The sequence below is a fragment of the Streptomyces sp. VRA16 Mangrove soil genome (genome assembly GCF_017377775.1).
Lineage (GTDB): Bacteria > Actinomycetota > Actinomycetes > Streptomycetales > Streptomycetaceae > Streptomyces.
Map to the genome: position 1 here is coordinate 165,787 of NZ_JAFVLN010000002.1, position 23,037 is coordinate 188,823.

The 23,037-nt window shown below is 71.4% G+C and carries 17 protein-coding genes; 9 read left to right on the plus strand and 8 right to left on the minus strand.

Going from position 1 to position 23,037, the window contains the following annotated elements:
* Positions 1-110: 110 nt before the first annotated feature.
* The 6 genes from J3486_RS06640 to J3486_RS06665 are packed head-to-tail and all read left to right on the plus strand — an operon-like array spanning position 111 to position 7,831.
* Positions 111-1,106, plus strand: coding sequence for a sugar ABC transporter permease (locus J3486_RS06640; RefSeq protein WP_229377666.1), 996 nt, complete (start codon positions 111-113; stop codon positions 1,104-1,106).
* The gene (locus tag J3486_RS06645; RefSeq protein ID WP_207819101.1) at positions 1,100-1,981 is read left to right on the plus strand and encodes a carbohydrate ABC transporter permease; all 882 of its coding nucleotides are present in this window, start codon (positions 1,100-1,102) and stop codon (positions 1,979-1,981) included. Before J3486_RS06640 ends, J3486_RS06645 begins: the two co-directional genes overlap by 7 nt.
* A gap of 36 nt (positions 1,982-2,017) precedes the next feature.
* Entirely contained in the window at positions 2,018-3,676 is a 1,659-nt protein-coding gene (locus J3486_RS06650) for an extracellular solute-binding protein (protein ID WP_207819102.1), read from the plus strand.
* On the plus strand, positions 3,673-5,145 hold the full coding sequence (locus tag J3486_RS06655) for a glycosyl hydrolase (protein ID WP_207819103.1): 1,473 nt from the start codon (positions 3,673-3,675) through the stop codon (positions 5,143-5,145). The genes J3486_RS06650 and J3486_RS06655 overlap by 4 nt, the downstream gene beginning before the upstream one ends.
* Entirely contained in the window at positions 5,142-5,822 is a 681-nt protein-coding gene (locus tag J3486_RS06660; RefSeq protein WP_207819104.1) for a hypothetical protein, read from the plus strand. The genes J3486_RS06655 and J3486_RS06660 overlap by 4 nt, the downstream gene beginning before the upstream one ends.
* Positions 5,819-7,831: a beta-galactosidase gene (locus J3486_RS06665; RefSeq protein WP_207819105.1), complete on the plus strand. Its 2,013-nt coding sequence runs from the start codon at positions 5,819-5,821 to the stop codon at positions 7,829-7,831. The genes J3486_RS06660 and J3486_RS06665 overlap by 4 nt, the downstream gene beginning before the upstream one ends.
* Here the strand turns inward: J3486_RS06665 and J3486_RS06670 are convergent.
* From J3486_RS06670 to J3486_RS06690, 5 genes are all read right to left on the minus strand, one after another.
* Entirely contained in the window at positions 7,825-9,801 is a 1,977-nt protein-coding gene (locus tag J3486_RS06670; RefSeq protein ID WP_207819106.1) for an alpha-glucuronidase, read from the minus strand. The genes J3486_RS06665 and J3486_RS06670 overlap by 7 nt on opposite strands.
* A complete protein-coding gene (locus J3486_RS06675) occupies positions 9,798-12,929 on the minus strand; it encodes a sugar-binding domain-containing protein (RefSeq protein ID WP_207819107.1) in 3,132 nt (1,043 codons plus the stop codon). The genes J3486_RS06670 and J3486_RS06675 overlap by 4 nt, the downstream gene beginning before the upstream one ends.
* Before the next feature lie 94 nt (positions 12,930-13,023).
* Positions 13,024-14,013, minus strand: a complete 990-nt coding sequence (locus J3486_RS06680) for a GDSL-type esterase/lipase family protein (RefSeq protein WP_207819108.1) — start codon at positions 14,011-14,013, stop codon at positions 13,024-13,026.
* Positions 14,010-14,825: an SDR family NAD(P)-dependent oxidoreductase gene (locus tag J3486_RS06685; protein ID WP_207819109.1), complete on the minus strand. Its 816-nt coding sequence runs from the start codon at positions 14,823-14,825 to the stop codon at positions 14,010-14,012. Before J3486_RS06685 ends, J3486_RS06680 begins: the two co-directional genes overlap by 4 nt.
* Entirely contained in the window at positions 14,822-15,955 is a 1,134-nt protein-coding gene (locus tag J3486_RS06690; protein WP_207819110.1) for an LLM class flavin-dependent oxidoreductase, read from the minus strand. The genes J3486_RS06685 and J3486_RS06690 overlap by 4 nt, the downstream gene beginning before the upstream one ends.
* Positions 15,956-16,139: 184 nt before the next feature.
* On the opposite strand from J3486_RS06690, the gene J3486_RS06695 reads away from it, so the two are divergent.
* Positions 16,140-17,195: a biotin/lipoate A/B protein ligase family protein gene (locus tag J3486_RS06695; RefSeq protein WP_207819111.1), complete on the plus strand. Its 1,056-nt coding sequence runs from the start codon at positions 16,140-16,142 to the stop codon at positions 17,193-17,195.
* A gap of 191 nt (positions 17,196-17,386) precedes the next feature.
* Here the strand turns inward: J3486_RS06695 and J3486_RS06700 are convergent, their stop codons facing one another.
* The 3 genes from J3486_RS06700 to J3486_RS06710 form a co-directional block, all read right to left on the minus strand.
* Positions 17,387-18,262, minus strand: coding sequence for a hypothetical protein (locus J3486_RS06700; RefSeq protein ID WP_207819112.1), 876 nt, complete (start codon positions 18,260-18,262; stop codon positions 17,387-17,389).
* 79 nt (positions 18,263-18,341) lie between these two features.
* The gene (locus J3486_RS06705; protein ID WP_207819113.1) at positions 18,342-19,511 is read right to left on the minus strand and encodes a damage-control phosphatase ARMT1 family protein; all 1,170 of its coding nucleotides are present in this window, start codon (positions 19,509-19,511) and stop codon (positions 18,342-18,344) included.
* 50 nt (positions 19,512-19,561) lie between these two features.
* Positions 19,562-20,158 (minus strand): O-methyltransferase, encoded by a 597-nt coding sequence (locus J3486_RS06710; RefSeq protein ID WP_207819114.1) that lies wholly within the window; start codon positions 20,156-20,158, stop codon positions 19,562-19,564.
* Positions 20,159-20,375: 217 nt separating this feature from the next.
* On the opposite strand from J3486_RS06710, the gene J3486_RS06715 reads away from it, so the two are divergent.
* Complete coding sequence (locus J3486_RS06715; protein WP_207819115.1) at positions 20,376-21,830, plus strand: glycoside hydrolase; 1,455 nt, start codon at positions 20,376-20,378, stop codon at positions 21,828-21,830.
* A 94-nt stretch (positions 21,831-21,924) separates the two neighbouring features.
* Positions 21,925-22,776 (plus strand): SIS domain-containing protein, encoded by an 852-nt coding sequence (locus J3486_RS06720; RefSeq protein ID WP_207819116.1) that lies wholly within the window; start codon positions 21,925-21,927, stop codon positions 22,774-22,776.
* Positions 22,777-23,037: the final 261 nt, after the last annotated feature.

A 23,037-nucleotide genomic window follows, 5' to 3' on the forward strand; every position in this document is an offset into this window, starting at 1 on the left:
TTGCGGCGACGTTACCGGAAGATTCTCGAAAGTTCTCGGTCACGCCTTTCCCTGCCCGTGCGATGCCCCCCGCGATACCCACGCGATGCCCATGTGACGGAAGGCCCTGCATGACGTCTCCGACCGTGACGGGCGAGGCGCCCGACGCCACCACCGCCCCAGCCGAGTCACCGCCGCCGAAGCAGCGCGGCACCCCGAAATCCCGCCGGACCTGGCGCCAGGCACTGCGCCGCGACTGGCAGCTGTACTCCCTCGCAGTGCTGCCCATCGCCTTCTTCCTCGTCTTCCGCTACCTCCCGATGCTCGGCAACGTGATCGCGTTCCGCCGCTTCGAGCCGGGCGGTTCGGTCTTCGGCGAGGAGTGGGTGGGGCTGCGCTACGTCCAGATGTTCCTGAGCGACCCGACCTTCTGGCAGGTCTTCCGGAACACGCTCTGGCTGGGCGGGCTCACGCTCGTCTTCTGCTTCCCGATCCCGATCGTCCTCGCACTGCTCCTCAACGAGGTGCGGCGCAGCGCGTTGAAACGTTTCGTACAGTCGATCTCGTACCTGCCGCACTTCCTGTCGATCGTGATCGTCGCGGGCATCACGATGCAGATGCTCGCCACGGACGGCCCGGTCAACCACGTCATCGGCTGGTTCGGCCACGACCCGATCCGGTTCATCCAGGAACCCGAGTGGTTCCGCACGATGTACGTCGGCTCGGAGATCTGGCAGACGGCCGGCTGGGGCACGATCCTCTATCTCGCCGCGCTCACCACGATCGACGAGGACCTGTACGAGGCGGCCCGGATCGACGGCGCGAACCGCTGGCAGCAGACCTGGCACGTGACGCTGCCCGGCATCCGCCCGACCATGATCACGTTGCTGATCCTGAACGTCGGCACCTTCATGGCGGTCGGCTTCGAGAAGGTCCTGCTGCTCTACAACCCGCTGACGTACCAGACCTCCGACGTGATCTCCACGTACGTGTACCGCACCGGTGTCGAGTCCAGCAGCTTCAGCTACGCGGCCGCCATCGGCCTGTTCGAGGCGATCATCGGCCTCGTCCTGATCACGTCCTCCAACTTCCTCTCGCGCCGCACAGTGGGGACGAGCCTGTGGTGACCGTCAACCGCCCCTCCCGCGGATACCGCGCCTTCCAGGGTGTCAACGGGATCGTGCTCACGCTCGTCGTGGCCGTCACCCTCTACCCCTTCGTCAACATCATCGCGAGGTCGTTCAGCGGGGAGCGCCAGATCCGTGCCGGGCAGGTGACGCTCTGGCCCGAGGGCTTCAACCTCACCACGTACAAGATCGTGTTCAAGGACGACATGTTCTGGCGGAACTACGGCAACACCGTGCTCTACACGGTGGTGTCGACGGCCGTCGCGATGGTCCTCACGACCTGCTACGCCTACGTCCTGTCGAAGAAGCACCTGCGGGGCCGCACCGGTCTCATCGGCGTCGCCGTGTTCACCATGTTCTTCACCGGCGGTCTGATCCCGAACTACGTCCTGATCACGAGCCTCGGCCTGAAGAACAGCATCTGGGCGATCGCGCTGCCCAACGCGATCAGCGTCTTCAACCTGCTGGTGATGAAGGCCTTCTTCGAGAGCATGCCCTCCGATCTGGAGGAGGCCGCGCAGATCGACGGCCTGAGCACGTACGGCATTCTGCTCAAGGTCGTGCTGCCGCTGTCGAAGGCGGTCGTGGCGACGATGGTGCTCTTCTACTCGGTGTCGTTCTGGAACTCGTGGTTCAGCGCGTTCCTCTATCTCGACGACGCGGAGAAGATGCCGGTCACCGTCTATCTGCGCAATCTCATCCTGGGCTCGACCGGCGGCGCGAACGCGGGCGCCAACACGGACCAGCTCAGTCAGGTCGGCGCCAATATCCAGGCGGTCGCGATCCTGCTCACGGCGCTGCCGATCCTGTGCGTGTACCCGTTCGTCCAGCGCTATTTCGTCAAGGGCGTGATGCTCGGCGCGGTCAAGGGCTGACTTTCCCCCTATCTCTTTTTCTCCTGAGGAGTTCCAGTGAACAACGCCGGGCATCTCTCGCGGCGCCAGATACTCGCCGCCGCCGGATTCATCGGTCTCGCCACACTCACCGCCTGCGGCAGTGGCGAGGACGGCAGCACGGACAGCAAGGACCTGTCCAAGAAGCAGAACGGGGCGATGAAGGACTACAAGGTCGGCGAGCAGTTCAAGGCCACCAAGGCCCTGACCCTCTCGACGCTGCACAACAACAACCCGGTCTACCCGACCAAGAAGAGCTGGCTGCTGTGGGAGGAGATCACCAAGCGCACCGGCGTCACCCTGGACATCGTCGACGTGCCGCTCGCCGACTACGAGAAGAAGCGCGGCGTCCTCATCGGCTCGGGCGACGCCCCTTTCCTGGTCCCCAAGACCTACCACCCCTCCGAGGTCGCCTTCGTCTCCTCGGGAGCGATCGTCCCGGTCAGCGAGTACGTCCACCTGATGCCGAACTACCAGGCCCAGGTGAAGAAGTGGAAGCTGGAGCCGGAACTCGACTCGATCCGGCAGTCCGACGGCAAGTACTACCTGCTGCCGGGCCTGCACGAGAAGGTGAAGTCCGGCTACTCCCTCGCCCTGCGCACGGACATCCTCGACAAGCTGAAGCTGTCGCTGCCCACCACGTGGGACGAGGTGTACGACGTCCTGAAGGCGCTCAAGGAGGAGTACCCCGGCAAGTACCCGATGACGGACCGCTGGAGCACCAACACCCCTTTCCCGGCCGGGGCGTTGTTCCAGTACCTCGGGCAGGCGTACGGAGTGAAGGCCGGCTGGTCGTACGACAACATCAGCTATGACGCCAAGGCGGAGAAGTTCGTCTTCACGCCGACGCAGGACCGCTACCGCGAGATGGTGGAGTTCCTGAGAAAGCTCGTCGCGGAGAAGTTGCTCGACCCGGAATCCTTCACCCAGCAGGACGACCAGGCGGTGCAGAAGCTGCTCGCCGAGAAGTCGTTCGTGATCAGCGCCAATCCGCAGGAGCTGGTGCAGAACTACCGCTACAACCTGACCAAGCAGGTCAAGGGCTCGAAGATCGAGATGATTCCGGTGCCGCTCGGACCGGCGGGGCCGGTGGTGCTCGGCGGAGGCCGGCTGGAGAACGGCGTGATGGTCTCCAGCAAGGCGCTCAAGGCGGACACCTTCACCGCGACGCTGCAGTTCGTGGACTGGCTGTTCTACTCGGACGCGGGCAAAGAGTTCTGCAAGTGGGGCGTCGAGGGCGTCACCTACACGAAGTCCGGCGGCACGTACAAGCTGAAGGACGGGATCAGCCTGATGGGCTCGGACCCGGACGCGCCCAAGGACCTGCAGAAGGACTTCGGCTTCTTCGACGGCGTGTTCACGTACGGCGGCAGCTGGGAGCTGGTGTCGTCGTCGTTCAGCCCGGACGAGAAGAAGTTCCAGGACGAGATGGCGAAGCGGCAGCAGATGCCGATCGACCCGGCGCACCCGCTGAAGTCCGCCGAGCAGGAGCAGGCGACGCTGTGGGACACCCCGCTCAAGGACCTCACCATCCAGAACACGCTGAAGTTCGTGCTCGGCAAGCGGCCGATGTCCGAATGGGACGCGTTCATGGGCGAGTTGAAGGGCAAGAACATGCAGCAGCTGGTCGACCTGCACAACAAGGCGGCCGATCGCTTCAAGGAGCAGAACGGATGACGGCCCCCTGGCGCGCCTGCGTCGGAACCGGCCGGATCGAATTGGCGCTGCGCCGCGACTACCAGGAGTCCCTCGCCCTGGTGCAGCGAGAGATCGGCTTCCGGCACATCCGCGGGCACGGCCTGTTCAGCGACGGGATGGGGGTGTACCGGCCCTACGAGTGGGAGGGCGAGCGCCGGGTGCACCACTCGTTCACGTACGTCGACCAGATCGTGGACGCGTATCTGGAGATCGGCATCAAGCCGTTCCTCGAACTCGGCTTCATGCCGCGCGAGTTGGCCTCGGGCGAGCAGACCGTCTTCTGGTGGGCGGGGAACGTGACGCCGCCGTCCTCGCACCGGGAGTGGGCGGACCTGGTGCGGGCGACGCTGACGCATCTGATCGACCGGTACGGGATCGAGGAGGTCCGCACCTGGCCGATCGAGGTGTGGAACGAGCCGAACCTCGACGTCTTCTGGGAGAACGCCGACGAGGCCGCGTACCACCATCTGTACGAGGTGACCGCGCGCACGGTGAAGGAGGTCGACGCGTCGCTGCAGGTCGGGGGCCCGGCGATCTCGCCGGGTTCGGACGACTGGATGGCCCGGTTCGCGGACTTCTGCACGGCGCGGGACGTGCCGGTGGACTTCGTGTCGCGGCACGCCTACACGTCGGGCCCGGTCCAGCCGGTGCCGTTCGGCCGGTACCAGACGCTGGAGCCCGCAGGCCGGCTCCTCGACCAGTTCGCGCAGCCGCGCGAGGCGCTGAAGGGCACGCCGCTCGGTGAACTCCCGGTCCACATCACGGAGTTCAACTCGTCGTACCGTCCCGACAACGCGATCCACGACACGGCCTTCAACGCCGCGTATCTCGCGCCGGTGATCGCGCACGGCGGGGAGCACGTGGACTCCTTCTCGTACTGGACGTTCAGCGACATGTTCGAGGAGGTGGGGGTGCCGACGGCGCTGTTCCACGGCGGCTTCGGGCTGCTGACGCACCGCCAGGTGAAGAAGCCCACCTTCCATCTGTACGCGTTCATGGCGCGCACGGGCGAGGAGGTCCTGGCCCGGGGCGAGGACCATCTCGTCACGCGGCACCCGGACGGGCGGGTCACGGTGCTCGCGTGGGCGCCGGTCGACCCGAGCGGTGCGACGCCGGGGCCCGAGGGGCACACCGTGCGGGTCTTTGTCCCGATGCGCGGGGCCACGGCCTATGTGCACCGATCCAGCGTGGACGAGGAGCGGGGCAACGCGTACACGGCGTGGCGGCGGATGGGTGCGCCGCGCTCACCACGCCCGGCGCAGCTCGATCTGCTGCACGAGGCGGCGGAGCCGGCCCGCTCCCATGTCCAGGTCCCCGTGCGGGACGCTGCGGTGTCGCTCGATCTCACCCTGGAGCGGCACGAGGTCACCCTGGTCGAGGTGTGCCCGGTCGAGGACGAGACGCCGCCGTGGTGGGACGCGTCGCGGCTGCTCGGAGGGGGCGCGTGAGCGCGGCCGCGACGGGATTCGGGCAGGGCCCGCTCTCCCGTGCGGCCGCGCTGGTCCACACGCTGCTCGTCGTCGAGGGCATGTTCCTCGCGACGGTCGCGCCGGGCCTCGCCGGGCTGCTGTTCCTGGGCGGGGCCCCGTCGAACCTGCCGCTCGCCGCGGTCTGCCTGGTACCGGCCGGCCCCGGCTGTGCGGCCGCGCTGTACGCCCTGCACCACCGCAGCGGCGATCTGACCGAGCTGCACCCGGCGCGCACGTATCTGCGCGGTCTGCGGCTCAACACCCGGACCGCGCTTGCGCTGTGGACGCCGTTGCTCGCCTGGCTCACCGTGATCGCCTACACGCTGACGCACTTCTCCCTGACCGGGCTGCCCGGCTGGTGGGCGGCGCTGCTCGCCGTGGTGGGGGTGGGGGCCCTGCTGTGGGGTGCCAACGCCCTGGTGATCGGCGCCCTGTTCACGTTCCGCACGCGGGACACGGTGCGCCTGGCCGGGCACTTCCTGCTGCGCCGCGGCGGGGCCTCCCCCGCGGCGGCGAGCGCGCTGGTGCTCGTGGTCGCGGGGACCCTCTGGCTCACCGAGGCGCTGCCGCTGCTGCTGACCTCGCTCCTGCTCTTCTCACTGCTGCACTCCAGCCGCCCCATGATCACCCGCACCCATGAGGAGTACACGGCATGAGCCGCAAGATCCCCTACGGCGGCGACTACAACCCCGAACAGTGGCCGGAGGAGATCTGGGACGAGGACCATCGGCTGTTCACGACCGCCGGGATCGACACCCTGACGGTCGGCGTGTTCGCCTGGTCGGTGCTCCAACCCGCTGAAGACATCTACGACTTCACGGTCCTGGACCGCATCGTGGAGCGCGCCGCGGCGGAGGGCCGGCGCGTGGTCCTCGCCACCGGTACGGCGGCCGTCCCGCCCTGGCTCGCCCTGAAGTACCCGGAGGTGAACCGCACCGACTTCGAGGGCCGCCGGCACCGCTACGGGCAGCGCCACAACTTCTGCCCGAGCTCTCCCGTGTACCGCCGTCTTTCGGTGGCCCTGGCCTCACGCATCGCCGAGCGGTACGCGGACAGCCCGGCGCTGCTCGCCTGGCACATCAACAACGAGTACGGCGGCGCCTGTTACTGCGAGCTGTGCGCCGAGGCGTTCCGCGGCTGGCTGCGCGCGCGGCACGGCACGCTCGACGCGCTCAACCACGCGTGGTGGACGACGTTCTGGTCGCACCGCTACACGGACTGGTCGCAGATCGAGCCGCCGAGCGCGCTGACCGAGCACTGGCGCGGCCCCGACCACACCGCCTTCCAGGGCATCACGCTCGACTACCGGCGGTTCATGACGGACGCGCTGCTCGGCTGCTTCGTCGCCGAGAAGGAGGCGGTCCGCGCCCACGCTCCGGACACGCCCGTGACCACCAACTTCATGGGTCTGTACCGGCCGTTGGACTACCACCGGTGGGCACCGCACCTCGACTTCGCGTCCTGGGACAGCTATCCGCCGCTGGACGCGCCGCCCACGGTCCCCGCGCTGGCGCACGATCTGATGCGCGGCCTGAAGGACGGCGCGCCGTTCTGGCTGATGGAGCAGACGCCGTCGACGACGGCGTGCCGTGACATCAATCCGCTGCGCAGGCCGGGCGAGCTGCGGATCGCGACCTGGCAGGCGATCGCGCACGGCGCGGACGCGGCGCTCTACTTCCAGATGCGGGCGTCACGCGGCGCGTGCGAGAAGTACATCGGGGCCGTCATCGGGCACGCGGGCCGCGACGACACGCGCGTGTTCCGCGAAGTGGCGGACATCGGAAGGGAGTTGGCGGAGCTGGGCCCGCTGACGCTCGGCGCACGCACGCCCGCGCGCGTGGCCCTGCTCGTCGACTGGGACAGCTGGTGGGCCCTGGAGATCTCCGACGGCCCGTCCCGGCTCGTGAAGTACCCGGACGTGCTGCACCGCTACTACCGGGCGGCTCGGGTGGCGGGCGCCGACGTGGACGTCGTCCCGGTGACGGCGGACCTGTCCGCGTACGACGTGGTCCTCGCGCCCGTGCTGCACCTGGTGAAGGGTGATCTGGCCGAGCGCCTGGAAGCGGTGGCCGGGCGGGGCGGGACGGTGCTTACCACGTTCCTGTCCGGGCGCGGCGACGAGCACGGCCTGGCCTTCCTCACCGATGTGCCGGGCCCGCTCGGGCCGCTGACGGGCGTACGCGTCGACGAGTGGGACGCACGGCCCGCCGACGTGACCCAGACCGTGCGCATCGGGGACCGGGAGGTGACCGCGGGGCTGGTCTTCGAGATCGTCGTGGAACAGGGCGCCGAGCCCGTCGCCACCTACGCCCGCGACTTCTACGCGGGCACCCCCGCCGTCACCCGCAACCGCTTCGGCGAGCGCGGCGGCGAGGGCTGGTACGTGGCGACCTTCCTCGACGAGCCGGGCACGGACGAGGTGGTCCGCCGGATCCTCGGCCGGCACGGGCTCGTCGGCCCCTATGCCGCGCACGCCGCCGTCGAGACCGCCCACCGGGTCGCCCCGGACGGGACACGCCTGCTCTTCCTCCTCAACCACGCGACGCAGGAGGCGGAGCTGTCGGCGCACGCGGCCGCGGCCGACGTGCTGACGGGCAAGCGGTACGAGCCCGGCGAGCCGTTCACGCTCGACCCGCTGGGCGTCGCACTGCTGCGCGTTCAGTAGATCCGGCGCCCGTGCGCGTCCGGGATCCCGGACTTGCGCAGGAAGTAGCTGTTGATCTGGTCCCGCCATTCGCGGGCGCCGCGCAGCTGCTCCTCGTACAGTCCGCTCACCCGGGCGTGCCGGGCCGGGGTCATCAGCCCTTCGAGCCCGGCCCAGACCGCGCGGGCGGCCTCGACCTCCTCGACGCCCTCGAAGTGGGTGTCGTAGATGTGCTGGATCACGGTGCTGCCGCTGTGCAGGACATGGCCGTAGGGCACGTGGTGGAAGAACAGGAGCAGCTCGTCGGGGCAGGTGGCGGGCGTCTCGTACAGCTCGGACCAGGGCTTGGCGTACTGCCCCGCGTACCCCGTGCCGGTGGCGGCGCTGCGGTCGACGCCGATGCCGTCGCGGTCGGCGAAGTGGTAGGTGCCCCAGGGGCTGTACTCGTAGCCGTCGACGTTCGGCCCGTAGTGGTGTCCCGGCTGCACCATGAAGCCGACGCCGAGCGGTGCGGTGTACTTCTCGTACGTGGCCCAGGAGCCGTGCAGCACCGCGCGCAGCCCGGACCGCAGCCGCTCGGGGTCCGCGGTGAGGTCCGGGGTGAACGTCGACTCGGCCCACTCGTCGAGGAGGCGGTGCGGATCGGCGTCCGGGTCCCAGGCGAGCCGGCCGTAGGTGTAGAGGTTGGCCTGGGCGAGCGGGTGGCCGGTCCAGAAGGGGTCGTCGCCGACGTTCGAGACGGCCACGAGACCGCCGCGCGCGGCCAGGTGTCCGACGGCGGGGCCGCCGTCCCCCTCCGGCCGGAAGCCGAGTACCTGGGACCACATCGGCGCGAGCGCGCACACGTGCCGCTGCTGGCCGGTGTACTCCTGGGTGACCTGCAGTTCGACGGCGACGCGGGTGCGGGGCAGGGCGCCGATGACGGGTGAGACGGGCTCGCGGACCTGGAAGTCCATCGGGCCGTGCTTGACCTGGAGGACCACGTTGTCCGCGAACTGCCCGTCCAGCGGGGCGAAATGGTCGTACGCGGCGCGGGCCCGGTCGGTGGTGCGGTCGCGCCAGTCCTGCTTGTGGTCGTAGACGAAGGCCCGCCAGTGGACGGTGCCGCCGTGCGGGGCGAGGGCCTCGGCGAGCAGGTTGGCGCCGTCGGCGTGGCTGCGGCCGTAGGCGAACGGTCCCGGCTGTCCCTCCGAGTCGGCCTTGACGACGAACCCGCCGAAGTCGGGGACCTGCGCGTAGACCCGGTCGGCCGCCGCGCGCCACCATGCGCGCACGCCCTCGTCGAGCGGGTCGGCGGTGTCGAGGCCGCCGGCCCACAGCGGCGCGGCGAAGTTCACGGAGAGGTGGGTGCGGATGCCGTAGTGCCGCAACTCGCCCGCGATGGCGGCCACTTCGCCGAACCGGTCGGTGAGCAGCCGGGTCTCGCTCGCGTGGACGTTGACGTTGTTGACGGCGAGCGCGTTGATGCCGCAGGAGGCGAGCAGCCGGGCGTACGCGCGGACGCGGGTGAGGTCGCCGCGGGCCCGCCCGTCCTTCCAGAACAGGGAGCCGCCCGCGTAGCCGCGCTCGACCTGGCCCATCACGGGGTGCACGTCGACGTTGTCCCAGTGGTCGAGCATGCGCAGCGCGAGCGCGGGGCGGTGGGTCTGCTCGGGGTGCTCCGTGAACGCGGCCTCGCCGAGCCGTACGACGTGGAAGAAGCCGTGCAGGAGTCCGGCCGGGGCGGCGGCGGTGACGGTGGTGCGGCGGGCCGTCCGGGTCAGCGTGAACCCCTCGGGGCCCTGGTCGCCGTCGGCGCGGAGCGTCAGCAGCAGGTCGCAGCCGGAGCTGTCGGCTGCCGCGGATCCGCCGAACTCGGCGACGGCACGGGCCACTTCGGCGCGCACGGTGTCGACGAGGAGTCCCTCGCCCTCGACGCGGACGCGCCGTGCTCCGACCCGGCGCAGCGCCTCGTCGGGCAGCCAGGCGGGGTCGATTCCTTCGAGGGTCATGACGCCGCCACATCCAGGGCGACGATGCCGAGGGCGCCCTCGGCGGTTGCGGGCTTGCTGCTGGTCATGGTGAGCCGGATCCTCCGGGTGTGTACGGCGTCGAAGGTGAGGACGGTCGGTGCGCCCGATGCGACGGCCCAGTCGATGTCGAGGCCGTCGGCGGGCACGGCGACGTACCGCTCGCCGTCCCACGCGGACACGTCGACGGTCTTGGGCAGGGCGTGCCTGGCGTCGACGGTGAAGGAGACCTCGACGCGTCCGACGGTGCGCTCCCGCTCCCACTCGACGCTCACCCAGTCCTCGGCCCGCGCCGCGTTGAAGGCGGGCAGCAGGGCGGTGGCGGACTTCTGGAAGGCGTTGGACCACTGGGTGGCCGCGTCGCCGTCGAGCATGGCGGCGGGCAGGGTCGTGGTGGCGCCCGAGTAACTGGCGTCCGCGAGCGGGTACGTGACGGGGCCCGGCCCCGGGTCGGGGGCGAACGGTTCGCGCGGGGTGACCGGGCCCGCGGCGGGCCCGGTCACCCGGACGGACACCTTCCCGGTGCGCAGCCCCGCCGATCTCGCGGTGACGGTGAGCGACCCGGGCTTCGTGCCCGCCCGGACCATCGCGAGGGCGAGTCCGTGGAAGGCGGTGCGGGTACTGGCCTGGTAGCGCTCGGCGCTCTCCTGCCGGCCGTTGTCGAGCCCCGCCACCTGTCCCCCGGAGACGTCGAACTCCAGCAGGTGCTCGGCGTCGGGCACCACCACTCCCTTGGCGTCGACGACCTCCGCGGTCACGAAGACCAGCGAACGGCCGTCCGCGGCGAGGGACTTGCGGTCCGCCGTGAGGCGCACGGCGTGCGGCTTCCCGGCCGACCGCAGCACGTCCGTGGCGACGGTCTTGCCGCCCTTTCTCGCGACCGCTGTGAGCTCACCGGCCGCGTAGGGCACCTTCCACGTCAGATGCAGCTTGCCCGCGCTGCCGTTCGGGGAGGTGTAGCTGCCCGGGTAGGAGCCCGAGGTGACGGTCTTGTCGTCGCCGGTGGCCTCCGTGGTCTCCAGGTACGCCCGCCCGTCGACGGTCTTCTTCGTGTCGAAGGAACGTACGCCCAGGGAGCGGCCGTTGAGGAACAGTTCGACCTCGGCGACGTTCGCGTACGCCCACACCTCCACCTCGTCGCCCGCCCGGTGCGTCGACCAGTCCATGGGCACGAGGTGGACCATCGGCTCGGCGGTCCACTGGCTGCGGAAGAGGTGGTACATGTCCTTGGGGAACCCGGCGGTGTCGACCGCGCCGAAGAAGGACGCCTTCACCGGGAACACGTCGTACGGGGTCGGCTCACCGATGTAGTCGATGCCGGACCACAGGAACTGCCCGGCGAAGAACCGCCGGTCGCGGTCCTTCTTGTGGCCGTACTCGCCGCTCATGGTCCAGGAGGCGAGGTTGTTGTCGTACGAGGACGTGGCGCGGCGGCCCGGGGTGTGATTCTCGCCGGTGTTGAGATGCTCCGGCTCCTGGTACGTGCCGCGGCTCGACGTCTGCGACGAGGACTCGGACTCGAAGAGGAACAGGTGCGGGTAGCGGGCGTGCAGGGCGTCGACCGACGCGGCCGTGTTGTAGTTGAGGCCGAGGCCGTCGAGCATGCCGAGGATCTGGTCGGCGGGCGATCCCGCGGCGGGCAGCGAGCGGTACTTGTCGGAGCCGATGACGACGGGCCGGGTGGTGTCGAGGGCCTTGATGCCGGCGACGAGGCGCTGCGCCATGGCGATGCCCTCGGTGCGGGTGGAGTCGGGGATCTCGTTGCCGATGGACCACATGAGGACGGCGGGCGAGTTGCGGGCGGCGCGCACCATCTCGGCGATGTCGTCGTCGCTGTGGGCGTCGAAGAAGCGGCCGTAGTCGTAGCGGTTCTTACCGGTGCGCCAGCAGTCGAAGGCCTCGACGAGCATGATGATGCCGAGGTCCTCGCACGCCTCGATCACCTCGGGCGCGGGCGGGTTGTGGGCGGTGCGCAGGGCGTTGACGCCCATGGACTTCATGATCTCCAGCTGCCGGCGCACGGCGTCGGGGTGCACGGCGGCGCCGAGCGCGCCGAGGTCGTGGTGCAGGTCGACGCCCTTGATCTTGGTGTACGTGCCGTTGAGCGAGAAGCCGTCGGCCGGGTCGAAGGCCGCGTGGCGGACGCCGAAGCGGGTGCGGTACGTGTCGACGGTGGCGCCGTCCACGCGCACGTCGGTGACGAGCGTGTAGCGGTGCTCCGGGGTCTCGATGGACCACAACTGGGGTCGGTCGAGGACGAGTTCGGTGCGGGCGGCCTTGGTGTCGGACGGGCCGAGCCCGTCGAGGGCGGTCTCGGCGCGGGCGACGCGCCGCCCCTTGGCGTCGCGCACGGTGGAGACGACGGTGACGTCGTGTGCGGCGCCGGACTCGTTGACGACGGCCGTGCTTACGTCGAGCGTCGCGTACCCCTTCTCCAGGGTGGCGGGCAGGTCGGGCGTGGTGACGAAGGTGCCCCAGCGGGCGACGTGCACGGGCTCGGTGACGACGAGGCGGGCGCTGCGGTAGATTCCGCTGCCGGAGTACCAGCGGCTGCTGGGCAGGCGGTTGCGGACCTGGACGGCGAGGACGTTGGCCGTGCTGCCGTCGAGGTGCAGCAGGTCGGTGATGTCGTAGGCGAAGCCGGTGTATCCGTAGGGGTGGTTCCCGACGAGCTCGCCGTTCACGTAGACGTCGGAGTCCATGTGGACGCCGTCGAACTCGACGGCGATCCGCCGGCCGGCGTAGGCGCTCGGCACGGTGAACGTCTTGCGGTACCAGCCGAGGCCGCCGGGCAGGAAGCCGGTGCCGCTGGTGGTGTTGTGCTCGGTGGTCGGGGTCTGCTCGATGCTCCAGTCGTGCGGGATCGCGACGGTGCGCCACTTCCCGTCGTCGAACCCGGGGAGTTCGGCGCCGGTGTACGCGCCGGTCGGGTCGGTGATGCCGTCGCGGCTGACGAGCGCGAACCGCCAGCCCTCCGCGAGGTCGACGGTACGGCGGCCGGCGCCGCCGGTACGGTCGGCCGCCGCGGCGCCGGCCGCGGGCGTGGCGAGCACCCCGGCCAGCGGAGTGGCCGCCCCCGCGGTCAGTACGGATCTGCGGGTGACGGACATGTCGAGGCGGCCCCCTTGGAGCGAACACGTTTCACCAGAAAGCAACTTGATGCAACGGATTCTTTCGGGTGCCGTACGGGATTAGTCAAGGGCCTTACCGAATATGGTTGTCGAGGCGTACGAGCCCCTTGAGGTTCTCCACCACCGCCGCGGCGATCCGGGCGTGCCCCTCGTCGCCGGGGTGCACGCCGTCCACCAGATGCCCGGGGCCGAGCAGCGGGCCGCCGCGCAGCAGCCGCACGCCCCCGCCCGCGTCCAGCGCGGCCCGCTCGATCGCCGCGCGGAGCTCGGCGAGGGTGGCACCGAGGGCGTTCGGGGTGCTCTCGGCGTCGGGTCGGAGGACCGGGGAGACGACGAGGAGCGGGACGTCCGGGTGTCCTCGGCGGACGACGGCGAGAAAGGCACGGGCGGTCTCGTACAGCAGCGGCGCCGACATCGGCGTACGGGACCAGCAGTTCGTGCCGAACGCGAGGGTCACCAAGTCGGCGTCGAGGGCGGCGAGTTGCTGGGCGGAGGCCAGCTCGCCGCGGGCCGCCCCCGCGTACCCGAGATTCACGTCCTCGGCCCCGAGCGCCCGTCCGGCGACGGCGGGCCAGGCCCGGTGCGGCCGGGTACCGGACCAGCCCTCGACGATGGAGTCGCCGTGGACGAGCCAGCGGGGGCGGGGCGGGGCCGGTGCGAGACCGGGCGGTCCGGCTCCCGCACCGCGCACGTCCCGCAGCACCGGCCGCAGCACCTCCGGCAGATGCACCGTGTACGCCCCGTCGGGACGCGGCAGCGGCAGGCGCACCGTGCGGGCTCCGGGCCGGGCCGGGGCCTCGGTCACCAGTGCGCCGTCGCTCAGCAGGGCGAAGACCGGCGGGTCCGGGCGCAGACGGTCGGCCGGGGAGCGCTCGTACGCCGTGTAGTCGAGCTCCACCGCCGTCGCGCCCCGCGCCACGAACTCCAGGCGGACCCCGGCCGGCACCCCGGCCCGTTCCCAGGTGTCGCCGGGGAGCCGTCCGCGGTCGGCGGGGTCGGCGCGCAGCGGGCGGTCGTCCGGGCCCCACCAGGCCACGCCGCGCAGCAGCGTCCGCGGGTTCACCGGGCGTCACCGAGCGTCGGGTAGGGGAACTTCACCCCGGCCCCGCCGTCCACGACGAGCGTCTGCCCGGTGACGTACGAGGAGAGCGGCGAGGCGAGGAAGAGCAGGGCTCCGGCGATGTCGGCGGGCTGCGCGACGCGGCCGAGCGGGGCGTTCGCGGCGTTGCGGGCGCGGCCCTCCTCGCCGATCATCCCGGCGACGCGCGGCGTCCACACGACGCCGGGCGCCACGGCGTTGACGCGCACGCCGCGCGGCCCGTACTCGACGGCGGCCGTGCGCACCAGCGACATCAGGCCCGCCTTCGCGGCGCCGTACGCGCCGTGCAGGGGCGCCGCGGTCAGGCCCGACACGGATGCGACGAAGACGAGCGGTCCGCCGCCCGCCTCCGCGACGGCGGCCCCGCCGTACTGGACGGCGAGCCAGGCGTGCCGCAGGACCAGGTCGAAGTGCCAGGACCAGCCGTCGTCGTCAAGTTCGTCGAGCCCCGCGTAGCGCGCCATGCCGACGATGTCGACGACTCCGTGCAGCGGCCCCGACTCCCGCCGCGCGTGCGCGAACAGCTCGCGCACGTCGTCGCGGCGGGTGACGTCGGCGACGTACGGGACGCCGTCGACCTGGGCGGCCACCGCGTCGGCGCGCTCCTTGTCGAGGTCGACGCAGAGCACGCGGGCGCCGGACGCGGCGAGCGCGTGGGCGGTCTGGCGGCCGATGCCGTTGCCCGCGCCGAGCACGACGTAGGTGCGGCCGTCGAGGCGGTGCAGGGCCGGATAGTCGGGGACGGGTGTCCCGTCGAGCGGTTCCGAGGCGGTCATGCACCCGGTCCCTTCGGTGTGTTCGGCGGGTTCGGGGTGTACGACGCCAGCTCCGGGACGACTTCCTTGCCGAGGACCTCGATGGTGCGCAGGATCTCCTGGTGCTCCAGCCAGCCCCACTGGACGTAGCAGATCAGCTGGTCGACACCGAGGTCCGCGTAGCGCTTGGCCTTGCGGACGATGGTGTCGGCGTCGCCGATGAGGATCATGTCCCCGGTGTCGAACTCCTCGACGGGGACGCTGCCTTCGATGATCGGGGTGAGCAGCGGGAAGGCGCGTTCGCGCGCGGCCTCGTCGAGGTGCGGGAGTTCCCAGTCGAGGGTGAACTGCGCGAGGTTGCGGTACCACCAGGCGACCGAGTCCCAGACGCGGGCGCCCGGCCGGTCGGCGGCGTGCACCAGGGTGTACGCGGCGACGCGGTCGGTCGTGACGTCCGTGATCGGGCGCGGGGTACGGGCGGCCTCCCGGTAGGTGGCGACCTGGGCCGCCATCGCCTCCAGCGGCTGCATGATCGAGAAGGAGAGCAGGCCGAGCCCGGACGCGCCCGCGACCTCGGCGGAGCCCGGTGAGGTGGCCGCCATCCAGCACGGCGGGTGCGGGTCCTGCACCGGTTTCGGGGTGACCATGCGGCGCGGGAAGGAGAAGCGGGGCGAGTCGTACGCGAAGTACTCCTCGCGCCACATGCCGGTGACGATCTCGATGGCCTCGCGCCAGTCGGCCCGCGACTGCTCACGGTCGACACCGAAAGCGGTCTGCTCCATCGGCGTGGACCGCCCGGTCCCCCACTCCACGCGCCCGCCGGACAGCACGTCGACCGCCGCGACCTTCTCGGCGATCCGCTGCGGCGGCGTGAAGCCGAAGGGGGTGAGCGTGACGCCGAAGCCGAGCCGGATCCGTTCGGTGAGGGCCGCGAGATGACCGAGCAGGACCTCGGGCGCGGGGCAGTGCGAGCGCCCCTCGCGGAAGTGGTGCTCCACCGCCCACACCGTGCGGAAGCCCACCTTGTCGGCGAGCCTGATCTGCTCGACGGCCTCGCGGTAGGCGCGCTGCTCGGCGGCGCGCTGGCCGTGCGGGTGGGCGCCCTTCCAGGGCTTGGGTACGTCGATCTCGTACAGCACATCGAGGTCCATTGCCACGCTCCTTCGCGGTGGGCCGGCCCGGTGTCCGGGGACGATGGGGCAGATCTGACGAAGTGTCAAGGGAGCTGCGCACGGCCCCGGCTCACCCGGAATGTCCGGCTTCCGGTTAGCGTTGGCCGATATCGGAACCCGGAGTCGGAACCCCGGTGTCGGACCCCCTGGAAGGCGGCGCACAGTGCACGGCGAGTACAAGATCCCTGGCGGCAAGCTGGTCGTGGTCGATGTCGAGGCGGACGGCGGTCTGCTGCGCGACGTGCGCGTCGCCGGTGACTTCTTCCTGGAACCGGACGAGGCACTGCTCACGATCAACGCCGCGCTGGAGGGCGCCCCCGCCGACGCGGACACGGCGGCGCTCGCCGCCCGGATCGACGCGGCGCTGCCCGCGGACACCGTGATGTTCGGCCTCACCGCGGAGGGCGTCGCCACGGCCGTGCGCCGCGCGCTCGCGCACGCCACGGACTGGCGGGACTACGACTGGCAGCTGATCCACGACGCGCCGCAGTCCCCGGTCCTGCACATGGCCCTCGACGAGGTGATGACGGAGCAGGTGGCGCTCGGCAACCGCCCACCGACGCTGCGGGTGTGGGAGTGGGACCGCCCGGCGGTGATCATCGGCAGCTTCCAGTCGCTGCGCAACGAGGTGGACCCGGAGGGCGTGGAGCGGCACGGGGTCACGGTCGTGCGCCGGATCTCGGGCGGCGGCGCGATGTTCGCCGAGCCGAAGTCCACGATCACGTACTCCCTGGCCGTGCCGCAGTCCCTGGTCTCCGGGCTCTCCTTCCAGGACTCGTACGCCTATCTGGACGACTGGGTCCTCGGTGCGCTCGGCGACATGGGAATCAAGGCCTGGTACAAGCCGTTGAACGACATCGCGACGGACGTCGGCAAGGTGGCGGGCGCCGCCCAGAAGCGGGTCGCGACCGGTCGGGGCGCGGTCCTGCACCACGTGACGATGTCCTACGACATCGACGCGGACAAGATGGTCGAGGTGCTCCGCATCGGCCGCGAGAAACTCTCCGACAAGGGCACGAAGAGCGCGAAGAAGCGGGTGGACCCGCTGCGCCGGCAGACGGGTCTGCCGCGCGAGGAGGTCATCGACCGCATGATCGACTCGTTCCGCGGCCGGTACGGGCTGACCGACGGGAAGGTGACCGACGCCGAGATGGCGCGGGCCGAGGAACTGGTGCGGACGAAGTTCGGCACGCAGGAGTGGACGGCCCGGGTGCCGTAGGACGTCCGGGGCGGCCGGGGTCGCACCACGACCTGGCCGCTGTCGCGGAACGAGCCCCAGCCGTGCCACCGTTCGATCTCCATGACGGCGGTACGCCGATGGTGACCACGGCGACGACAGGTTGCCGGGTAGGGGCGACAGGGAGCCGGCGTGGGGGCGGGCCGGCGCGACGGCCCGCCCCCACGGGCCGCTCACATACAGGCGACCTGCTCCTTCGCCCCCGGCCACCGCTCCACGCCGCCGTCGGCGTTCCGTACGAAGGCGTGGGTCTCGTCCTTCGACAGCCACAGCTCCCGGCCGCCCTGGCGGTAGCCGGTGTCGACGGCGTCGGAGGGCAGCTCGACGTGGTTCGCGTACGTGGAGGTCAGGCCCTCGAAGTCGGTGAACTGCCCGTCCGGGTCCCGGAGATACTGCTGTCCGCGCCGGTGTCCGTCAGCGCCCCGGCCGAGGGTCACGAACTCCACGGACTGCCAGTCGCAGTGCTCGGCGCCCATCCAGCTGACGACCTTCGCGGTGGACACGGCGCGTCCCCGCCCGTCCTCCCAGACCCGGATGCCGAGCCGGGCGCGCGCCGCGGCACGGAACTCCGAGGGGTCGCACTGCGCGTACGTCTCGGCCAGCCAGCCCCGCCGGTCCTCGGCGACGATCACGGCGGCGCGGGTGCGGCCCGCGACGTCGTAGGAGTACAGGACGCGGTGCCCGGTGCGGGCCTCGACGCGGAAGCCGCGGTCGGGCATGGTCTCACCGAAGTCGTCCGCCGCGTACGCGGCCAGCGCCTCGTCGGCCGAGTCGGCGCCGTCGTCGCCCGAGCCCTCGTCGGCGACCGAGCCCGCCCCGTACGGCTTGCCCGCGCACTCCAGGGTCAGCAGGGCGGCGCCGCCGCCCTCCAGCGGGCTGTCCTCGCCGACCCGGCCGGGGGTCCGCGCCTTCAGCGGGCCGCCGTAGGGGGAGGCGGGCGCCGGTGCCGACGCCCCCGCGACCAGTCCCTCCGGCACCTCGGTGCCACAGCCCCCGAGCACCAGCACTCCACCGAGCACCAGTGCCGCCCGTCCCCGTCCGTTCCGCATCGGCGAGCTCCCTCCCCACGCGGCGCCCGCTGCGCCGTCCCGCCCTTCGACGCCGCAGGCACGCGGAACGTTCAGCGGTTCACGGCCGTACCTGGACGACGGCGTGCGTGCCGCCGGTCCGCCACGCCTCGCCGGGCAGCGCCGCGTCGAGCGACTCCTCCGTCGCCGCGTCGAGGCCCACGATCACCTGCGACTTGAGGGTGCGCAGGGCCGCCACCGGGCCGGGGAAGTACGCGGTGGCCGCGGCGAACGACGTGGTGGCCGGCCACAGCCGGTCGCCCACCAGGCGGCGGTAGTTGAGATCCCCCTTGAACAGGGTGACGGTCGCGGCGGCGAAGTCCTTGCGCAGGTCGTCGGGCATGTCCGCGTAGGGCAGCGGGGCGCAGGAGAACGGGTGGGCGCGCACGGTCAGCCGCCCGTCGCCCATGGCGGCCCACAGCCGTTCGCCCGCGCCGCCTGCGCCGCCTCGCAGATGCCGCAGGGCGTCGACCACGTCGGAGGTCGTCGCGTCGGAGACGTAGTACGGGTACGGCTTGACGTGCAAGGCGACACGGGCGGCGCGGCCGTGGCGCAGCAGGTGGTCGACGAGGAGGAGATCGGGGACGAGTTCGCGGCCCGCGTTGTCGGCGACCAGGTACACGGTGCCGGCGGCGCCGGCGGGCAGCAGTCGCCACAGGGCGTCCGAGTCGTCCACGATCACCGGTGAGCCGCCGTCGGCGTCCGCTCCCCCGGTGGCGCCCATGCGGAATCCGAGGTCCGCGCGGTTGCCCCACAGGGAGCCGTGCAGCAGCGCCGCCGACTGTTCGTCGGCGGGCAGTGCGGCGACGCGCTCGGCGGCGGCGCGTTCCTCGGCGGCCTCGGCGGTGCGCAGCTCGGCCTGTTTGAAGGGGCGGAACGGATCGACGCCCTGCCAGGGTCCGGGTGCGAAGTAGCCGACGGCGTCGAGCAGTTTGCGGTAGAAGAAGCTCTCGGCCCACAGGAACGGCACGTCGAGCCAGGACTGCCCGACGTACGCGCGCAGGCCCCAGGCGTCCCAGTGCTCGGCCCCGGGCAGACCGTCGGCGAGCGGCTGGACGACCCCGCGCGTGCTCTCTTCCAGGAGTGCGTCGAGCGCGCGGTGCTGCTCGGGCTCGTACGGGAAGGCGTCGCGGACCCGTCGGATCAGCGCGGGGTGCCGGTCGAGGAAGACACTGCGCGGGAACGAGCCGGGTTCGGCGCTCACGATGACGGGCGCGGGGTCGGACAGCATGAGGCCCGATCGTACGGCGTCGCCCGCGCGGGACGAGGGCCCCGCGCCCGCTACTCGGCCGTTCGTACCGCCATCAGCAGCCCGCTCGACCAGTTCAGGCGTGTCGTGCGGAAGCCGCGGCGGGCGTCGAGGGTGTCCAGCAGCCGGTCCACCGACGCCTGGTGGCCGTCCGGCCATCCGGGCTGGGGTGTGAGGTCGTCGACGAGGTAGGTGCCGCCGGGGGCCACCAGGGCGAGGGCCTCGTCGAGGTGGGTGTACTTGCCGGGCCAGGTGTCGGCGAAGACCAGGTCGAAGGGCGGGCCCGCGTAGGACTCCAGCCACGCGCCGCCGTCCCCGGCGACGAAGGTCACGCGCGGGTCGTCGCCGAACTGCCTGCGAGCCGGCTCCTGGACGGATGCGTCGAGTTCCACGGTGACGAGGGTCGCGGCGCGGTCCATGCCGTCGAGCAGCCAGGCGGTGCCCTCCCCCACTCCGGTGCCGAGCTCCAGGATCCGGCCGCCGGGACGGGCCGCCGCGAGGCCGGCCAGCAGGCTGCCGGTGCGCGCGTCGCAGGACATGATGAACCCGGCCGCGCGGGCGGCCTCGGCCAGCGCCGGCAGGGCGCCGGGCCGCTGGGCCGGCTCGTCGTCGAAAGCGTTCCCCGTCATCGTGCGCCCCTTCCGAACTGTCGCGTCGGCGCGCACATCCTGTCGGCCCGGAACGGGCGCGGGCAAGGGGATTTCCCCGGCCCCTCCTTAATTTGTTAAGTGCCTTGACAGATTGCGTACGGCTGACGACCGTACCTGGAGCACGACGCACGCGTACCAGCCACCGCACCGCACCCACCCCTGAACCACAGGTTCACCGGACCACGGGAGTACACGGATGCCGTCGAAGCCCAGAGCGCGCCGCCTGGCCCTGCTCGCTTCCACCCTCACCCTGGCCTCGGCCGCGCTGGCCCTGCCCGGCGCGCCGGCGAGCGCCGACACCGAGCCGGGGAGCATCGACTTCTCGGCCCGTCACCAGCGCATCGACGGCTTCGGCGTCTCGCAGGCGTTCCAGCGCGCCGCCGTCGTTCACGGCCTCAAGGGCCTGTCGGCCGAGAAGGGCGACGAGATCGTCAAGCTGCTCTTCTCCCGTGAGCACGGCGCGGGTCTGAGCATGCTGCGGCTCGGCATCGGCTCCTCCACGGACGACGTGTACGACCACATGCGCACCATCGCCCCGACCGCGCCCGCGAGCCCCGAAGACCCGCTGACGTACACCTGGGACGGGAACGACGGCGGCCAGGTCTGGCTCGCCAAGGAGGCCAGGAAGTACGGGGTGAACCGGTTCATCGCGGACGCGTGGAGCGCCCCCGCCTATATGAAGGACAACAGCTCCGACGTGAACGGCGGCACCCTGTGCGGGGTCGTCGGGACCTCCTGCGCGAGCGGCGACTGGCGCACCGCGTACGGCAAGTACCTCGCCCAGTACGTGAAGTTCTATCAGCGGGAAGGCATCCGCATCACCGATCTGAACTTCACCAACGAGCCGGACTGGAAGGCGAGTTACGCCTCCATGCTCTTCACGCCCGCCCAGGCCGCCGACGCGGTGAAGGCGATCGGCCCGGTGCTTCGCGCCGAGGCCCCCGGCACCAAGCTGTACTGCTGCGACAGCTTCGGCTGGGACCAGGGCAAGGCGTACGCGGCCGCCATCGCCGCCGACCCGGCGGCGGAGAAGGAGGTCTCGGCGTACAGCGCCCACGGCTACGCCTCATCCGCCACCAGTCCGCTGGTCGACAGCCCCAAACCGGCGTGGATGTCGGAGTGGGCGGGCAGCGGTGTCTGGCCGAGCAAGTGGGACGACGGCACGAACGCGGCCGGTCTCTACGTGGCCGAGAACATCCACGACGCGCTCGCGCAGGCGGACGCCTCCGCCTACCTGTTCTGGCTCGGCGCCTCGATCGGCAGCACGGGCGCGCTGATCCGCATGGACGACGACAGTTACGCGGTCTCGACGCGGCTGCGGGCGATCACGGCCTACAGCAGGTTCATCCGCCCCGGCGCGGTCCGTGTGGACGCCGCGTCCGGTGACGACGCGGTGCTCGCGTCGGCGTACCGGAACACGGACGGGACCGATGTCGCCGTCCTCATCAACACCGGCACGCGGGCCACTACCGCGGACCTCGCCCTCAAGGCGGCGAAAGGGCGGCAGGCGACCGGTTACGTCACCGACGGCGAGCACGACACGACGGCGGTGGACGGTCTGGCCAGGATCTCGCACGGGCGGCTGACGGCGGATCTCCCGGCCCGCTCGGTCGTCACCGTGGTCCTCGACCCGGGCAGGTCGCGGGGCTGACCCGACCGCGTCCCCGGGCTGAGGCGAGGCGGAGGCGTCGAGTACCGTCCTCAGGAACAAGCAGGTGAACTGCGCTGAACAGCCCGGGGGGGCCATGACGAGCACAACCACTTCGCACCCAGGCACGGTCGTGTCGGCGCAGGGCGTCGCGGGCCAGCCGGACTGCTGGACCCGCGCCGCCGAACTGGCGGTGCAGCACCGGGAGTTGCTGCCCCGGCGCGGCGAGCGGGTCGCCGTCGTCGGCTCCGGCGCCTCCTACCCGATGGCGCGGGCCTACGCGGCGCTGCGCGAGGCGGACGGGCACGGCGAGACGGACGCGTTCAGCGCCTCGGCGTTCCTGTACGGCCGCGAGTACGACCGCATCGTCGCCATCACCCGCACCGGCACGGCGCCGGTGATGCTGCGGCTGCTCGGCAAGGTCCACGGCAGCGTGCCCAGTGTCGCCATCACGGCGTCGCACGACGCCCCCGGCATCGCCGACCACACCCTGCGCCTCGGCTTCGCCGCCGAGCCGCAGGCGGCGGTCGCCACCCGCTTCCCCACCACGGTCCTCGCCCTGCTCCGCGCGCACCTGGGCGAGAACTTGGACGACGCCACCGACGACGCGTACGAGGCGATGGAGGAGGTGCTGCCCCAAGTCCTGTACGGCGCGCGCCGGTTCACGTTCCTGGGCACCGGCTGGACGTATGCGATAGCGGAGGCGGCGGCCCAGCTCATGCGGGACAACGCGGGCACCTGGGCGCAGGCCTACCCGGAGCCCGAGTTCCACCTGCACGCCCCGGCCGAGGACCAGGTCACCTGGGTCTTCGGCGACGTCCCCGACCGGCTCACGCACGCGGTCCGGGAGAGCGGCGGCACCCTCGTCACCTCGTCCCGCGACCCGCTGGCGGAGCTGGTGCGGGTGCAGCGGCTGGTGATGGCGACGCTGGCCCGGGGAGCGGCCTGAAGTCCAGCAGGAACTCGCGCATGATCTCCCGGGCGTCGGCATCGTACCCACCGGCGGCGTTGCGGTGTCCCTGGACGTCCAGGAACAGCAGGCGCGGCGCACCGGGGTTCGTGGCGGCGGCCTTCTTGAGGAGGGCGAAGAGCCGGGTGGCGCACTTCGCGAAGTCCTCCTCCACCCGCATGTCGTGGTAGAGGACGACGGCTTTGCGCGATGAGACGTCTGCCATGCCCGCAGGCCAGGAGTCGCCACTGGCAGTCCGGG

Excerpts from the sequence above, each read along its gene's own strand:
- J3486_RS06710 (WP_207819114.1), bottom strand. The coding sequence starts at position 20,158 with ATGACGGGGAACGCTTTCGACGACGAGCCGGCCCAGCGGCCCGGCGCC.
- J3486_RS06705 (WP_207819113.1), bottom strand. The coding sequence starts at position 19,511 with ATGCTGTCCGACCCCGCGCCCGTCATCGTGAGCGCCGAACCCGGCTCG.
- J3486_RS06665 (WP_207819105.1), top strand. The coding sequence starts at position 5,819 with ATGAGCCGCAAGATCCCCTACGGCGGCGACTACAACCCCGAACAGTGG.
- J3486_RS06720 (WP_207819116.1), top strand. The coding sequence starts at position 21,925 with ATGACGAGCACAACCACTTCGCACCCAGGCACGGTCGTGTCGGCGCAG.
- J3486_RS06715 (WP_207819115.1), top strand. The coding sequence starts at position 20,376 with ATGCCGTCGAAGCCCAGAGCGCGCCGCCTGGCCCTGCTCGCTTCCACC.
- J3486_RS06640 (WP_229377666.1), top strand. The coding sequence starts at position 111 with ATGACGTCTCCGACCGTGACGGGCGAGGCGCCCGACGCCACCACCGCC.
- J3486_RS06700 (WP_207819112.1), bottom strand. The coding sequence starts at position 18,262 with ATGCGGAACGGACGGGGACGGGCGGCACTGGTGCTCGGTGGAGTGCTG.
- J3486_RS06655 (WP_207819103.1), top strand. The coding sequence starts at position 3,673 with ATGACGGCCCCCTGGCGCGCCTGCGTCGGAACCGGCCGGATCGAATTG.
- J3486_RS06675 (WP_207819107.1), bottom strand. The coding sequence starts at position 12,929 with ATGTCCGTCACCCGCAGATCCGTACTGACCGCGGGGGCGGCCACTCCG.
- J3486_RS06690 (WP_207819110.1), bottom strand. The coding sequence starts at position 15,955 with ATGGACCTCGATGTGCTGTACGAGATCGACGTACCCAAGCCCTGGAAG.
- J3486_RS06685 (WP_207819109.1), bottom strand. The coding sequence starts at position 14,825 with ATGACCGCCTCGGAACCGCTCGACGGGACACCCGTCCCCGACTATCCG.
- J3486_RS06670 (WP_207819106.1), bottom strand. The coding sequence starts at position 9,801 with ATGACCCTCGAAGGAATCGACCCCGCCTGGCTGCCCGACGAGGCGCTG.